Consider the following 15215-nt stretch of genomic DNA (forward strand, 5'->3'; position numbering starts at 1 on the left):
ACCAACCAGACCATAGCTACAAGAAACACCTTCTTAGTTTAATAAATCCAACCAGTCAGGGACTAGTTGACAGAAGTTGAATTAGGATTGAAAAACAGTGATTCCAACCCTAGAATGCAAATAGCCGATTAATATAAACCAACGGGTTGCCTGGTTGCCGTGCATCGGCAATCACAATACCGTTCACACTGGCTTCGATACCACGTTGCAAAATTAACATCTGCGCTTCCGAAGCTTCGCGTCGTTCTTGTTCATGTTGTTGCTGCAACACCAGTGCAACCCAATCACGGGCTTGCTGAATGAGCTTTAGTTCATATCGCTTTGGCAGTCGCGGCTGGGAAAAATAAACGGCGAATGTCCCCGCCACATCACCTTTCTGATTGCTAAAAGGATGCGACCAACAGGCTCTTAGCTGGTAGCTACGAATCATGTCTTGCGCGGACTGGAAATACTCGTGGGTCAGCATGTCTTTGACAATCACAGCCTCGTTACGCGCCGCAGCAGTGCCGCAGGCACCAACGCCTTCGGCAACAGGGAGTCCATTAAGTTGTTGAGCAAAATCCGCTGGCAAACTGGGACTGGTCACACAAGATAGCGTCGCCGTTTGCGGGTTCACCATCATGATAGATGCGTAGGCACGGTCGATTTGTGCCTCAATCAGCACACAAATCGCGGAGAGTTTATCGCCAAATGGCGCATCGCTAATCATTAACCGCAGTAAGGTTAATTCAGCTTGATGAAGGCGCCGCAAGCGCACTAGCTTGCGTGTCAATATAATAACCGACACAACAATTGCGCCGGCAATGACCAATATAATCGCGTTCACGAATAAAGAGGTGCTCATAATTACCCTAATCTATCGTTATTATTATTTAGGACTCGTTAGTCGAAGCTGCACACTCGCCGCCGAATCATTTTCTCTAATTCAAGTAATAGAAACACAGCAATACCTATGGCTACTGTAGCTAAACCATGCAACCACAACAGACTTTCGGTTTGAAATAAGCGCTGCAAAATTGGCAGGTAGGTAAAAACTAACTGCAAAACAAACACCAACGACACCGCGATGAGAATCGCCTTGGTGCCTTTGACACCATCACGAAACAGTGAGCCTCGGCGCAAATAACGCACGCTAAACAAATACCAAACTTCCATGGCCACTAATGTATTGACCGCGAAGGTGCGCGCGTAATTTTCGCTGTAACCGGCGGCCAACGCCCATTGGAACACGGCAAAAATCCCGACGGTAAACAACACCGACACAACCATAATTCGCCATAACAAAAACCGTGAAATTAACGCTTCTCGGGCTTGCCGCGGCGGCCGCTCCATGACGTCACGTTCAGCCGGTTCAAACGCCAATGCTAACGCCAACGCAATCGAGCTGACCATATTAACCCACAAAATTTGCAGGGGCAAAATCGGAAGCGTCAAAGCGAACAAAAGCGCTAAAATAATGGCCAGGGACTCGCCACCGTTCACTGGCAATAGAAAGCCAATCGCTTTTTTCAAGTTATCATAAACGGTTCGACCTTCTTTGACAGCATCGACTATAGTCGCGAAGTTGTCGTCGGTCAGCACCATCTCGCTCGCTTCCCGCGCTGCTTCAGTCCCGCCCTTACCCATGGCGATCCCGACTTCAGCACGCTTTAACGCGGGCGCATCATTGACGCCGTCACCGGTCATCGCCACCACGTGACCATGTGCTTGTAAAGCACTCACTAGACGCAATTTGTGCTCCGGCGTGGTGCGGGCAAAAATGTCGATGGTCAACACCCGATCACGTAAGGCCTCATCACTGAGCACTTCAATTTCATGGCCTTCCATAACTATATCTGTATGTTCTAAGCCGAGTTCTCGACCAATGGCTTGGGCGGTGGCGGCGTGATCGCCGGTAATCATCTTGACATTGATGCCAGCCTGCTTACAAATTTTAATCGCGTCCTGTACTTCCGGACGCGGCGGGTCAATTAAGCCACAAAAACCGAGAAATTGGACACCATCCGTTAAGCTATCTGCATCTATCGTGCTGGTTTCTGCCGTCACCCACTTATAGGCAAAACCCAGCACACGTTGACCTGCTGCTGCAATTTTATGAATGGTATCTTTTTGCTGCTGTTGTTCATCGTCCGACAGTTCACATAAGTGAACAATTCGCTCAGGAGCGCCTTTAATCAGTATCAAACGTTGATCACTAATGTCACCCGGTACTTGGTGCAGCGTCGCCATATACTTGTGCCGAGAATCGAACGGAATCGCGTCAAGGCGGGGAAAGTCGTGCTGCAATTGCCGATACGACTGACCGTCCTTCTGCGCTAATACCAAGAGTGCGGCTTCCATTGGATCACCGCTAATGCCACCGTCTGTAGTATTCAGTTGCGCGTCGTTGCACACAGCGCCAGCAACAATCAACCAAGGTAGGTGTTGCCCATCACTCGCCTTGACCATGAGATCTTGGTGGTTCTGGCGAGACTTTGCAAACGCTTCTGCGACTTTCGATGCGGGTCGCAGCTTGCCCTCCAAGCTATATCCACTGCCTTCCACATGCCAACGTCCCGACGGTGTATGGACCTCACTCACCATCATTTCGTTGCGCGTTAATGTCCCCGTTTTATCCGAACAAATCGTTGACACTGCCCCCAAAGTTTCCACTGCCGGCAGTCGTCGAATAATACTTTTTCGCGCCGCCATGCGCGTCACGCCAATAGCTAAAGCAACGGTTAAAATCGTCGGCAGGCCTTCGGGGATCGCGGCGACAATTAAGCTGACCACGGCCATAAAGAGATAACTGGGGTCGTTGCCGCGCAACAAACCAAGCAGGAAAACGGCAAGGCCGACAATCAGGACGACAAAGGTCAAATAACGGGCAAATTGGCTCATTTGCTGCAACAACGGTGTTGTTAACGACTCAACGCGATGCAGCATTTTGTTAATTCGGCCGAGTTCGGTGTCACTGCCGGTGGCAATCACCAACGCTAATCCGCGACCTTGAGTAACCATGGTGCCCGAGTATGCCATTGCGGTTCGGTCAGCGAGTACTGCCTCGGCAGGGTTTTCTTGTGCTTGCTTTTCAATCGGTACCGACTCACCCGTAAGCGCTGCTTCCTGCACTTGCAGGTGACGCGCTTGAACAATTCGGACATCCGCTGGCACTTTGTCGCCAGCCTCAAGAACAATGAGATCACCCAGCACCAATTCGCGGGCGGGAATTTGTTGCTTTTCACCGTCCCGAATCACCACAGCATGAGGGGTTAACATCTGATGAATCGCACTCAAGGCTTTTTCGGCTTTGCCTTCCTGGACAAAACCAATCACCGCATTCACAACCACCACGGCAAGAATCACCGCCATATCTAACCATTCGGCGAGGAAACCCGCCAATACAGCAGCGACGATCAGGACATAAATGAGTAGATTATTAAACTGCCGCAGTAACCGTTGCCACGCCGGTGTGACTGCCCGACTAGGCAACTCATTAACGCCATAGCGCTGACGCCGTTCATCGACCGAACTACTGGTGATACCTCGACTGACATCAGACTCAGTTGCCGCAGCCACCGCTTGAACCGACTGCGCATGAGCATCGACGACAAACTGAGTTCGTTCTTGGACGACTTTTGCTGCTGGCATTGAGCTCTCCTGCACGCTCTAAGCTGAGGCGCTGAATGCTCTCAGCACCTGTCACTCAGTTACATTTTCAAGCCCCACAACTCGCGAGCTTCACGCGCTAAATCTTCCTGAAACTGTGGCGCCGCCACTCGAATTAACTCGGCCGCACGCTCGCTCATGCTTTTCGCTCTGAGGTTCGCTACACCATATTCAGTGACAATGTAATGAACGTGAGCACGCGTTGTCACCACGCCCGCACCAGGACTCAGAATGGCACTAATGCGCGAGACTTCACCACCACGAGCCGTTGCAGGTAAAGCGATGACAGAACGGCCACCTTCGGACAAACTAGCACCGCGGACGAAATCCATTTGCCCACCCACGCCCGAATAAATCGACGTGCCCAACGAGTCAGCACACACCTGCCCACTCAGATCGACCTGCAATGCACTATTGATCGCCATCACTTGTTTATTCTGGCGAATCACCGAGGTGTCATTGGTGTATTCCACATCCAAAAACGCCACTTCCGGGTTGTCATCAACAAAGTCATACAACGCCTGACTGCCCATCGCAAACGTGGTCACAATGCGTCCGCGATGTTTGCGCTTCTGAGAGTTATTGATAACGCCAGAGCGCACCAACGGCAGTACGCCGTCCGAAAACATTTCAGTATGAATGCCCAAATCACGACGGTCACCTAAACACGCCAAGGTCGCATCTGGGATCGCACCTATCCCCATTTGCAAACAATCGCCATCGCCAATCAAACTCGCCACATTGCGGCCAATTTGCTGGGTAATCGGGTCTTGTTCCGCAGGCGTATGCAGAGGTAACGGCGCTTCTTGCTCAAAATAGCGGGTAAAGCGGTCAATATGGACAAACGAGTCGCCATGGGTCCGTGGCATTTTCGGGTTCACCCAAGCAATCACTTTCTTGGCCACCTGTAATGCCGCCCGCGTCGCCTCCACGGAAATACCCAAGCTACAATAACCATGGGCATCCGGCGGCGAGACTTGCACTAAAACCGCGTCAAGCGGTTGCTCACCAGAGCGGAATAATTTAGGAATTTCGGAAAGAAAAATCGGTACGTAATCCGCCAAGCCGTCTCGGACCGCAGCGCGCGTGGCTTTGCCGACAAAGAATGCCCGTTGCCGCAAATGCCCCTGTAGCTCAGGGTTACACAGTGCCCCACTGCGTTCGGTGTGTAACTGCAACAACGTCAAATTACGTCGCAGCATCGCCACTTCCGCTAACGCATCAAGCAACACATACGGTGTCGCCGCCATCGACTGACACCAAATCACTTCATCATTGCCAATCGCTGAGACTGCTTCAACAGCCGACTGTACACGCATATTCTTTTCCTTAATCGTTGATCGTTAAGATGCTCATGTAATCGGGAACATCAACAGAGAATTTGGTTTTTGCCAGTAAATGATCACGGAAACATTCAAGGGCGTTCGGTTCACCATGCACCAAATGAATTTCCGTTCCGGCTGGCAATTTCGAGTCTTCGAGCCATTGCGTCAGCTCTTGATAATCAGCATGACCAGAGAGACCGTCAAGGTTACGAATATTCGCCCGTACCGGAATCCAATCACCATGAATCTTAATGCTCTCAACCCCTTGCATCATTTTGTCGCCACGCGTACCGCCCGCTTGGTAACCACTAAAAAGCACGGTCGCTCGATGATCCGTTAACCAATGTTTGAAGTGATGAAGTATGCGTCCACCGGTCGCCATCCCGGAACCGGCAATAATGATGTGAGGCCCTTTCTGACTCGCGATCGCCTTCGATTCGTCAACACTATGGGTATATTCAACGACGTTCTCAGCGCGTTCGCACTGCGTCGCAGTGAGTCGATGATAGTCATGATGGGTGCGATAAATATGCGAGACTTTGATGGCCATCGGGCTATCTAAAAACACTGGAATTCGCGGGATTTTCCCTTCGTCCATTAACGAAACAATCAGATGCTGCATAAGCTGTGCACGACCGACCGCAAAACTCGGAATCAATACCGGCCCGCCGTTTTTCGCCGCTTCATTAATAATCTCCGCGAGTTCTTCACGAACATCGGTATCCTGATGACGGCGATCCCCATAGGTCGACTCCAACATCAGCACATCAACCGGTGGTAATGGGGCCGGCGGTTTCATTAACAGGTCATTCGATCGGCCGACATCGCCAGAGAAGCCAACACGTTTTCCATTGCTACTCAAAACCACCGCTGCGGCACCGAGAATATGTCCAACCGGATGCAGCTCTAGCTTGATGTCCCCGACTTGAAACTGCTGCCGAAACTCAACGGTGCGAAACAATTGAGTGGCTTTTTCGCCTTGTTCAGCGGTGTATAGTGGTTCCGGAGCTTCATGTTTACTTAAACCATGGCGCCCCAAAAACTTCGCATCTTCTTCTTGAATCTTGCCCGAGTCTGGCCACAGCACTTTGCACAAATCAGCGGTGGCATCATGGGCATACACCGGACCGCGATAGCCATGCTTGTATAAAACCGGCAGGAAACCACTATGATCGAGGTGAGCATGGGTCAAAACGACGGCATCTACCTTGTCGATGCCTAATGGCAACGGTTGCCAGTTGCGGCGCCGCAACCACTTATAGCCTTGAAACAAGCCACAATCGATTAAAATTCGGGTGTTCTCCGTTTCAACCAAGTATTTCGAACCTGTGACTGTTTCCGTGCCACCAAGAAAAACGATACGCATGTGCGACTCCCATTAATGAACATCAGCCTAAGTATGGTCGATTTCTCCCCAGTTCGTTTTGTTTTATCGCAAATTATTGACCGGCAAATAAAACTTAAACAACCACTGGTTCTGCACTATGACAGCAATAGGCATCGAAGAGAAGTTACCAGACCATATAGAAATCATTCGGTTAGCCAAGTTCCTTGGCGAATCGTTGTAACCAACTCGCGGCAGACTCTGGCCGATGAAAAAAGAAGCCTTGATACTGCTGACAACCGCGCGAACGTAAAAAATCGAACTGCGCTTGGGTTTCAATCCCCTCGGCCACGCGTTGCATTCCGAGGTTCTCGCCCATGAGCAGAATCGTGTCGAGCAAGGTTCGACCACGCTCACTTTGCAGACCACCTTCAACAAACGCTCGATCAATTTTAACTTCACTAACGGGGATCCATTGTAATCGGCGCAAATTTGAATAACCGGTACCGAAGTCGTCAATTGAAAAGGTCACACCGGCTTTGCTCAGGGTTTCCATGGTGCGTTTCACGTGATCAATATCGTGGACGAGCAGGCTCTCGGTAATCTCAAGTTTTAGATTTTCTGGCGGCGCCTCAAAACGACTGAGTGTCGATAGCACCATTTGTGCGAATTTTTCACTGCGAAATTGCCGCGGGCTGACATTGACAGCGATTTGGAATCCAGGAGCCATGTGTTTAATCTCCGCTAAGATCTTAGCCACAGATGCCAACATGAACTCACCAATCGGTAAAATTAAACCTAATCGTTCAGCTAACGGAATAAACTGAAACGGTGGAATAAATTCGTCGTAATAACGCCATCGCACCAACGCCTCTGCCGAAACCCAGCGCCCCGCTTTGTCGACTTTACTCTGTAACCAGCACTCCAACTGATTTGTTTTCAAGGCGTGACGAAGTTGTTCCTCAAGGCGAAACTCTTGTACCACTTGAGACGTCATCACGTGCTTGTATTCTGAATACTGATCGCGCCCCGCCGCCTTTGCTTCATGCACCGCAGTTTCAGCATTCGCGATCAACTGTGTGGCCTCAGAACCACGCTTAGCTTTCGCCATGCCAATGCTTCCAGTAAAAAAATAACTCCGGCCGTTAACAATCACCTCTTGGCGTAGAAGTGCGAGTAGTGAACGGCTGCGTTCATGATTGAATTCACCGGGCGCGTCATCGTCAACGGGTACCGCAAGCCAAAATCTGTCTTCAATGTCCTTACCGACGAAGCCATCAAAATCTGCCACAAAGCGTTCCAATCGACGACCAATAACACGCAGAATATCACCACCCTCCTTGTAGCCAACGACAATATTCACACGATTGAAGAAGTCCATGTTAATGGCGATGACTTTAATACTTTGTGTTTGCAGCACATGGTCAACTAAGCGTAAGAAATGCGAGCGGTTGGGCAAACCAGTTGAGTCATCAAACAAGGATAATGCTTCAATGGTTTCAGCAGCTTCGCGTTCGGCACTGATATCACGTAGGGTTGCAACATACCGGACTTGTCCTTGCCACTTGATACGACTGAGGTGAATCATTACTGGGAACCGAGTACCATCGCGGCGCCTAGCTTCAAGTTCACGCGTTTTGCCGATGACTCTCGGCTGCGTATCGAGCTGCTTGCTCGCTTGGTGTTTCATCTGGTTGTGGTGTATGGCCATGGAGCTTGGCATTAACACAGTCACATTCTGACCTAATAGCTCTGTTTCCGAATAACCGAACAAACGCGACACTGCAGCGTTTAAGGTTAAAATTTGACCATCAAGGTCGGTCACCAACACGGCATCAAGCAGTTGGTCGAAAATAGACTTGGTCCACGGTGACCAAGACTCCGGGCAATGTTGAGAAAAAGCTGCATCCGCAGCATGAGTTGGTTTTTGCATAGTCACCGAATAGCAATCAAACTAAACCCGCAGTTTACTGAATACCACTTTATAAGTAATCGCCTGTTTGCGACCTGATTTTGACGTAGCGCAATCTTTTCTCGCTTTTCAACGTATTCTAACTATGGCAAATTAGCGTCACGTTGCAAACAGGAGTAGTTATGGCCGATCCCGATTTTCAAGTACAAGCATTTCTCGATGACGATAGCGAGACCTTCACCTATGTGGTCTACGAGCACGATGGCGGGCAAGGTGTAATTATCGATCCGGTACTGGATTTCGATATTAAATCCGGTCATACCGCGCATCATGGTGCGCAGCGGGTACTTGAGTTTGTTCGCGCTAAAAACTTAACGATTCCGCTAATACTCGAAACTCATGCCCATGCCGATCACTTGTCCGCGGCACCATTTCTGCGCGAGCATTTAGGCGCAGAAATTGGCATTGGCGCACAGATTCGTGACGTCCAGAAGATTTTTAAAGATGTCTTTAATCTTGAACGCTCATTCCTCCCCGACGGCAGCCATTTTGATCGTTTATTCAAAGACGGTGACACCTTCGAGGTCGGCAGCTTGCGTTTTCAAGTTGTGCATACGCCCGGTCATACCCCTGCTGATCTAACCTATGTGGTGAACGATCAAGCGATGTTTGTCGGTGACACGCTCTTTTTACCGGACGTTGGCACGGCTCGCTGTGATTTTCCCGGCGGTTCAAGTCAAACTTTATATCAGTCCATTCGCAAGTTACTTAGCTTTCCTGTCGACACCCGTATGTATATTTGCCACGACTATCCGCCAGAAGGACGCGCCCATCAATTTGTCACCACGGTTGGTGAACAGCGTAAGTCGAGTATTCATATTCGCGATGGTGTCAGCGAGGCTGAATTTGTGCACATGCGCGACGAACGTGATGCAACACTTGCGATGCCACGCTTAATTATCCCGTCCATTCAGGTCAATATTCGCGCGGGTGAGCTGCCGCCAGCCGAAGATAATGGTACCGTATATCTGAAAATTCCATTAAACACGCTGCAATAAAGCTAGGAAACTCTTATGTCGATTACCTTTGGTCCATTTGCATTTGCTACCACCCATCTCATCTTTATTGTTGCTGCTCTTCTTGCTTTCGTGGTGGCTTGGCTCGTTAGTCGACGCAGCAATCACCGCGTTGCGGACTCGGTCTTTAATGTTTTGGCCGTTGGCTTAATTGTCGCGCGCGCAAGTTTCGTCATTCGTTATTTCGAGCTCTACGCCGAAGCGCCATGGCAAATTCTCAATGTTCGCGATGGTGGTTTCGACCTTTGGGCCGGTGTCATTGGCGGTGCTTTGATGGCAGTTTGGGAGGTGGTTCGCCGCCGCAGTGTGCTGCAGCCATTAGCCATTGCCTGTGTCTCGGGTGTTTTGGCCTGGGGTGCTATGACGACGTGGTACGATTATAAATATGGCGAGGAGCTTTGGGTACCCGAAGTTCGATTAGCAACGCTGGATGACCGGCAGGTCTGGCTCAATCGCGAATATCGCGGCAAGCCTCTTGTGGTTAATTTGTGGGCGACTTGGTGTCCGCCCTGTGTGCGCGAAATGCCCTTGCTTGAAGACGCTCAGCAAAAGTGGCCAGACGTCGCGTTTGTCACCGTCAATCAAGGCGATGACCTTGACCTCGTCTTGGCATTTATTCAAGAGCAAGGCCTCAATCTTGACGACATGCTGATGGATTACAACAGCACCCTGAGTACTGAAATAAATTCATTTGCACTGCCAACTACGCTCTTTTTTAATGCCGAAGGCATGCTCATCGACAGTCACGTCGGCGAATTTTCCGCTGCTCGTTTACAACAAGCCGTCGATCAGATTCGTTAATACCTTTAACCGCTGGGCATTGAGTCCAGCGGTCATTTTACAGCAAGGTTTCTATCGCTCGCCCAAGCCCTTCCAACGTAAACGGATACATGCGTTGTTGCATAATGTCACTGATCATACGAATCGACGAATAGTATTGCCAACGGCTCTGCGGTTGCGGATTGATCCAAACCGCTTTCGGGTAGTTCTGCAACAAACGTTCCATCCAGACTTGGCCGGGCTCCTCATTCCAATGTTCAACACTACCACCCGGATAAGCAATCTCATACGGCCCCATGGTTGCATCGCCGACAAAGATTAATTTGTAGTCACTGCCATAGGTGTGCAAAAGATCGCGCAGTGGTGTTTGTTCCTGGCGACGGCGTTTATTGTTTTTCCACACACCTTCATAGACACAGTTGTGAAAATAGAAAAACTCGAGATGCTTAAATTCCGAGCGCACTGCTTGGAAAAGCTGTTGGCATTCATAAATGTAGTCATCCATAGAGCCGCCGACATCGAACAAGATCAACACTTTGATAGCGTTATGCCGCTCAGCCTGCCAGCGCAAGTCGAGCATGCCTTGTTTACCGGTGGCGCGAATAGTCTCAGGTAAATCCAGTTCCGTGGCCGCACCTGTCCGCGCAAAACGACGTAACTTTCTCAGTGCGAGTTTAATCGTGCGATTATTCAGTTCTTCATCGGTATCGAGATCTTGAAACTCGCGTTTGTCCCACACTTTTACCGCACGGCGCGCACCGTTTCCGTCTTGACCAATGCGGATGCCCTCGGGATGATACCCATAAGCACCAAAAGGTGACGTACCACCGGTACCAATCCACTTATTGCCACCGGCATGGCGCTTCTGTTGTTCTGCTAAACGCTCACGAAATTGTTTCAGCAACTCGTCTAAACCGCCGAGCGCTTGCAGTTTGGCTTTGTCTTCGTCGCTGAGCTGGCGTTGCAATGACCGCTCTAACCACTCTTGCGGAATACTCGCGGCAATATCGACTTCGTTGACGCCTTCAAAGTAACTCGCAAAGGCACGATCGAACCGGTCATACTGACTTTCATCTTTGACCAGCGTCATCCGCGCAACGACGTAAAAATCATCGACATTAGCGAATACCACCTGCCGCTCGAGAGCGTTGAGCAAGTCCATTAACTCAGTCAAGCTGACCTTTAAGCCATGGTCACGGAGCTTGAAGAAAAACTCAATTAACATAGCAAGGCCTTAACGCGTCTGCCGACGACTCATAAACGCAAGCTTTTCAACGAGCTCAACATCCTGTTCATTTTTCAGCAAGGCACCAAACATGGGCATAAGTCCCTGCCCTTGATTGGCTTGCAATTGTTCTGGGCCAATATCTTCCGCCAATAACAACTTCAACCAGTCCAGCAACTCCGATGTACTCGGCTTTTTCTTTAAATGCGGCACGTCGCGTAAGTCAAAGAAAACATCGAGAGCAGTGCTCAATAGACGCTGTTGGATATTGGGAAAGTGCACCGCAACGATTTGTTGCAATGTATCCGCGTCTGGAAAACGAATGTAATGGAAAAAACACCGACGCAAAAATGCATCTGGCAGCTCTTTTTCGTTATTTGACGTAATGATCACAATCGGCCGATGACGCGCGCTAATTTGCTCACCGGTTTCGTAAACATGAAACTCCATCTGGTCGAGTTCGTGCAAAAGATCGTTCGGGAATTCGATATCAGCTTTATCAATCTCATCAATTAGCAGAACCGGTCGTTTGTCGGCGGTAAATGCCTGCCATAATTTGCCCGGTTTAATATAGTTCGCGATGTCATGCACCCGTTCACTACCGAGCTGACTGTCACGCAAGCGCGAGACTGCATCATATTCGTAAAGGCCTTGCTGGGCTTTGGTCGTCGACTTAATGTGCCAACGTAACAAGTCGGTACCGAGCGATGCCGCCAGCTCTTCGGCTAATTTAGTCTTACCGGTTCCCGGTTCACCTTTAATCAATAATGGCTTTTCCAACGTTACGGCTGCGTTAACCGCTAAGGCAAGTTCAGCAGAAACAATATAGCTCTCAGTGCTCTGGAAACCAGCGGAAAATTGACTCATAAATAAAAATCCTGTCAGCGCAAAAAGTAAAACGCCATGATAACAAAATCATGGCGTTTCAGGGGAACGACGAGAAACGTTTTATTTTTTCATGCCAGTCAGGAAGCCACCGATTCCGACAATGGCTAAGACCGCGCCGACAATTAAAAACCACATGGCGTTGTCAGTTGGCTGGCCAGTAAAGGCCTCAGTCACCTGAGACGCCGCGGATTGCTTTTCCTGCCAACCGAAATACAGCACAATCAGGCCGGCGACTAAAATGGCTAACGATACAAATTTATTCATGCAACATTGCTCCTTGTCTCACCGAAAATATTATTGTTTGCTATCCAGTAATTACTGCTGTTTACCATTTCAGCCTAGTCTAACTTGGCTCAAAGTCCAATAAATGACTGTAAGTTTTTCGAAATGATAACAAGTCCTTACGGCTCCCAACGCTTCACTTTCTGGCGAATTTCGCCACTTTCAATCCAGCCCTGTACCTGTTCAGCAAGTCGATAACCTGCATCCGTAGCCTGTTGCCAAAACTTTTGCCGAGCGGCGACATCGAGTTGAGCGAAATCATGACGGTCTGGGATCTTTTGATAGGGCAACTGATCAATAAATTCTTGGGTTGGCATAATAATCACCGCATTCGGCCAACGATCGGGGCCGGTACGGCGTTTTTTCAAGCCTTTATCGAACCAGCCCGGAATAATATCGCGTTGAAAATGGGGATAGAGGATTAACCCTTCGCGTTGACCTAACGGTAAATCAAAATGATAGTCGGTCACACCACCGTCGCGATAAACCCCTGGCGGCGCGCCGGGAATATCACGGACACCCGCAAGCACCATCGGAATCGAGCCGCTCGCCAACAACGCATGGCGAAAATTATCTGCGGTTAACTGTACATGACGCGTCGGCAGGTCATTCCAATCGCGCCCCAAAGGCGGTTTTGCCGCTGGATGATGAAACACCACGCGCTCAAAACTACTCGCCAAAGTCTTGCGCGAAATAGCATTCAAGGCCGCCGCTTTGATTAAACCTATGCCTTGCCCTAAGCGACTTTCCGAGGCGACAATGCCTTTGCTGCGGACGACAATCATGTGATGGCGAAACGTGTCTTGCTGGAGCATTTCAGTGATGGCATCATCTGGAACGTATTCATGTAAAAGCGCAATGGCTTTGTCCGTGATCTCTTTCACATCCGGCTTCTCGCTGTAAACCGTCGCCCGATACAATTTACTAAATAAAGCACTCGCTGCAGCCGCATCACTGCGCCCCAAACTGGCAAAGCGCCATGCCCCGGCTGACGTTCCTAACAGCTCTAAGGGTTGCTGGCGTTGGGCAAAAAACTCGCCAAACAAGTAGTGATCCAGACCTTGCAATACGAACCACTTGGGACCACCCGAGGCACCGAGCAGCAAACTGATATCCTGTTGCTGAAGCCCATGTTCTTGAATGTGTGCATACGCGCGTGCGCCGGCTTTGATTTCTGCCCAATCTGTCATGCTATTGCCTTTTTATTGTTATCACTGTTCCTGCTGATTCGCAGTCGCCAGTATACTGCGACTGGCGTTGAATTACAGCCTTGAGTCACCAGCTGCATTCTCCGCCGAGCAGTGGTATCCTTGCTTGACTCTATTTATTAATTGCTGCGAAAAGAATCGTCCTATGAAATTTATTAGTTTTAATATCAATGGCCTGCGTGCACGACTACATCAGTTACAAGCGCTCATCGACAAACACCAGCCGGATGTCATTGGTCTCCAAGAAACCAAAGTTCATGACGAAGCCTTCCCGCTTGCGGACGTCGAAGCCATGGGCTATCAAGTTTACTTCTTTGGTCAAAAAGCCCATTACGGCGTAGCCTTACTCACCAAAGTACCGACGCAGGATGTTACTTATGGCTGGCCAGGCGATGACGAAGACGCTCAACGCCGGATGATCATGGCAACGGTCACTGCGCCGGACGGCGAGCAAATTCGGGTCATGAACGGTTACTTCCCGCAAGGCGAGTCGCGCGACCATCCGATCAAATTTCCCGCCAAAGAAAAGTTTTATCAAGACTTAATGGCTTACCTCAACAGCACGCAGTCGCCTGATCAACCTGTGTTACTGATGGGTGACATGAACATTTCCACGACTGATCTAGACATTGGCATCGGTGAAGCCAATGCAAAGCGCTGGTTGAAAACCGGTAAATGTAGCTTTTTACCCGAAGAACGTGAGTGGATGCAGCGTCTCTTAGATTGGGGCTTTATCGACACCTATCGCCAACTTAAGCCAGACGAGAATCAGCAGTTCAGCTGGTTTGACTATCGTTCACGTGGGTTTGACGATAACCGTGGACTGCGTATTGACCTAATTTTGGCCACCGAAGCATTAGCTGCACGGTGTATCGATGCTGGCATTGACTATGAGCTGCGCGGCATTGATAAACCGTCTGATCACGCGCCAATTTGGAGTGAATTCAAAACCAAATCTTAATGTTCTTCCGGCGGCAACACCGCTAAGGCTTTGCGCAATACTCGCGCAAGATCAATATACGCTGGGCCCGGTCGATGACCGGGCAAGCGAATATCCTCTCCGGCTTGATTCAATTTATACTGTAAATCTAAAAACCAACTTTTAAGCGGTGGCGGCAACAGTCGATAGCTACGCTTGCCTAACCAATAATAACCTTGCAGTGGCAGCAGCAATAAAAATAGCGTGGTTGCAATAATTTGCGGCAGATAATCGGCACCTAAATACTGAAATTGGACATAGAAATTCGCCACCGCAGCGACCGGAATAACCTTAACACCCAACTTCAGCGCAGGAATCACCCGCGACTCTGGAAGATTGCCAACCACAGCGTGATTCGGCCAAATCTTCATGTAATCCAGACCATTTTTAAAAGTTTTCCACATAATGCTCTCAAATACGTGCTTCTGATGGCTAATTATCCACTGATTTTATCGTTGTCGATATAGTACACACAAAAAGTTTGCTTTTCGATCAGTGGCCAGACGACTGAACAAAACTCACCCAGTCAATTTAGTTATTACATATCATAAACTTAAAGAGTTGAATC

The 15215-nt window shown here is 49.5% G+C and carries 13 protein-coding genes; 3 read left to right on the forward strand and 10 right to left on the reverse strand.

Annotated elements, in window-relative coordinates:
* Window positions 1–109 precede the first annotated feature (109 nt).
* The 5 genes from LAT77_RS08725 to LAT77_RS08745 form a co-directional block, all read right to left on the reverse strand.
* A complete protein-coding gene (locus LAT77_RS08725; protein WP_290564176.1) occupies window positions 110–844 on the reverse strand; it encodes a GAF domain-containing protein in 735 nt (244 codons plus the stop codon).
* Between the two features lie 38 nt (window positions 845–882).
* Window positions 883–3630, reverse strand: a complete 2748-nt coding sequence (locus tag LAT77_RS08730) for an HAD-IC family P-type ATPase (protein WP_290564177.1) — start codon at window positions 3628–3630, stop codon at window positions 883–885.
* A gap of 59 nt (window positions 3631–3689) precedes the next feature.
* On the reverse strand, window positions 3690–4967 hold the full coding sequence (locus LAT77_RS08735; RefSeq protein WP_290564178.1) for an acetyl-CoA hydrolase/transferase C-terminal domain-containing protein: 1278 nt from the start codon (window positions 4965–4967) through the stop codon (window positions 3690–3692).
* Window positions 4968–4977: 10 nt separating this feature from the next.
* On the reverse strand, window positions 4978–6339 hold the full coding sequence (locus LAT77_RS08740; protein ID WP_290564179.1) for an MBL fold metallo-hydrolase: 1362 nt from the start codon (window positions 6337–6339) through the stop codon (window positions 4978–4980).
* 172 nt (window positions 6340–6511) lie between these two features.
* Window positions 6512–8230, reverse strand: coding sequence for a bifunctional diguanylate cyclase/phosphodiesterase (locus LAT77_RS08745; protein ID WP_290564180.1), 1719 nt, complete (start codon window positions 8228–8230; stop codon window positions 6512–6514).
* 161 nt (window positions 8231–8391) lie between these two features.
* Here LAT77_RS08745 and LAT77_RS08750 point away from each other — a divergent pair, with 161 nt between their 5' ends.
* A complete protein-coding gene (locus LAT77_RS08750) occupies window positions 8392–9267 on the forward strand; it encodes an MBL fold metallo-hydrolase (protein ID WP_290564181.1) in 876 nt (291 codons plus the stop codon).
* Window positions 9268–9282: 15 nt separating this feature from the next.
* A complete protein-coding gene (locus LAT77_RS08755; RefSeq protein ID WP_290564182.1) occupies window positions 9283–10086 on the forward strand; it encodes a TlpA disulfide reductase family protein in 804 nt (267 codons plus the stop codon).
* Between the two features lie 37 nt (window positions 10087–10123).
* On the opposite strand, the gene LAT77_RS08760 is transcribed toward LAT77_RS08755, so the two are convergent.
* From LAT77_RS08760 to LAT77_RS08775, 4 genes are all read right to left on the reverse strand, one after another.
* A complete protein-coding gene (locus LAT77_RS08760) occupies window positions 10124–11290 on the reverse strand; it encodes a VWA domain-containing protein (RefSeq protein ID WP_290564183.1) in 1167 nt (388 codons plus the stop codon).
* Between the two features lie 9 nt (window positions 11291–11299).
* Window positions 11300–12157: a MoxR family ATPase gene (locus LAT77_RS08765; protein WP_290564184.1), complete on the reverse strand. Its 858-nt coding sequence runs from the start codon at window positions 12155–12157 to the stop codon at window positions 11300–11302.
* Window positions 12158–12238: 81 nt separating this feature from the next.
* The gene (locus LAT77_RS08770) at window positions 12239–12442 is read right to left on the reverse strand and encodes a DUF3185 family protein (protein WP_290564185.1); all 204 of its coding nucleotides are present in this window, start codon (window positions 12440–12442) and stop codon (window positions 12239–12241) included.
* A gap of 137 nt (window positions 12443–12579) precedes the next feature.
* Complete coding sequence (locus LAT77_RS08775) at window positions 12580–13650, reverse strand: alpha/beta hydrolase (protein ID WP_290564186.1); 1071 nt, start codon at window positions 13648–13650, stop codon at window positions 12580–12582.
* A gap of 163 nt (window positions 13651–13813) precedes the next feature.
* Between LAT77_RS08775 and xthA the strand changes: the two genes are divergently transcribed.
* The gene (gene xthA / locus LAT77_RS08780; protein ID WP_290564187.1) at window positions 13814–14629 is read left to right on the forward strand and encodes an exodeoxyribonuclease III; all 816 of its coding nucleotides are present in this window, start codon (window positions 13814–13816) and stop codon (window positions 14627–14629) included.
* On the opposite strand, the gene yfbV is transcribed toward xthA, so the two are convergent.
* Complete coding sequence (yfbV, locus tag LAT77_RS08785; protein WP_290564188.1) at window positions 14626–15051, reverse strand: terminus macrodomain insulation protein YfbV; 426 nt, start codon at window positions 15049–15051, stop codon at window positions 14626–14628. The genes xthA and yfbV overlap by 4 nt on opposite strands.
* Window positions 15052–15215 lie beyond the last annotated feature (164 nt).

Origin of the sequence: Aliidiomarina sp. (assembly GCF_022565475.1) — a bacterium.
In the GTDB taxonomy this organism is placed as follows: domain Bacteria; phylum Pseudomonadota; class Gammaproteobacteria; order Enterobacterales; family Alteromonadaceae; genus Aliidiomarina.

What these genes read in the sequence shown, in the direction of transcription:
- LAT77_RS08735 (WP_290564178.1), bottom strand. Translation starts at nt 4,967, where the DNA reads ATGCGTGTACAGTCGGCTGTTGAAGCAGTCTCAGCGATTGGCAATGAT.
- yfbV (WP_290564188.1), bottom strand. Translation starts at nt 15,051, where the DNA reads ATGTGGAAAACTTTTAAAAATGGTCTGGATTACATGAAGATTTGGCCG.
- LAT77_RS08750 (WP_290564181.1), top strand. Translation starts at nt 8,392, where the DNA reads ATGGCCGATCCCGATTTTCAAGTACAAGCATTTCTCGATGACGATAGC.
- LAT77_RS08730 (WP_290564177.1), bottom strand. Translation starts at nt 3,630, where the DNA reads ATGCCAGCAGCAAAAGTCGTCCAAGAACGAACTCAGTTTGTCGTCGAT.
- xthA (WP_290564187.1), top strand. Translation starts at nt 13,814, where the DNA reads ATGAAATTTATTAGTTTTAATATCAATGGCCTGCGTGCACGACTACAT.
- LAT77_RS08745 (WP_290564180.1), bottom strand. Translation starts at nt 8,230, where the DNA reads ATGCAAAAACCAACTCATGCTGCGGATGCAGCTTTTTCTCAACATTGC.
- LAT77_RS08775 (WP_290564186.1), bottom strand. Translation starts at nt 13,650, where the DNA reads ATGACAGATTGGGCAGAAATCAAAGCCGGCGCACGCGCGTATGCACAC.
- LAT77_RS08755 (WP_290564182.1), top strand. Translation starts at nt 9,283, where the DNA reads ATGTCGATTACCTTTGGTCCATTTGCATTTGCTACCACCCATCTCATC.
- LAT77_RS08760 (WP_290564183.1), bottom strand. Translation starts at nt 11,290, where the DNA reads ATGTTAATTGAGTTTTTCTTCAAGCTCCGTGACCATGGCTTAAAGGTC.
- LAT77_RS08770 (WP_290564185.1), bottom strand. Translation starts at nt 12,442, where the DNA reads ATGAATAAATTTGTATCGTTAGCCATTTTAGTCGCCGGCCTGATTGTG.
- LAT77_RS08740 (WP_290564179.1), bottom strand. Translation starts at nt 6,339, where the DNA reads ATGCGTATCGTTTTTCTTGGTGGCACGGAAACAGTCACAGGTTCGAAA.
- LAT77_RS08765 (WP_290564184.1), bottom strand. Translation starts at nt 12,157, where the DNA reads ATGAGTCAATTTTCCGCTGGTTTCCAGAGCACTGAGAGCTATATTGTT.
- LAT77_RS08725 (WP_290564176.1), bottom strand. Translation starts at nt 844, where the DNA reads ATGAGCACCTCTTTATTCGTGAACGCGATTATATTGGTCATTGCCGGC.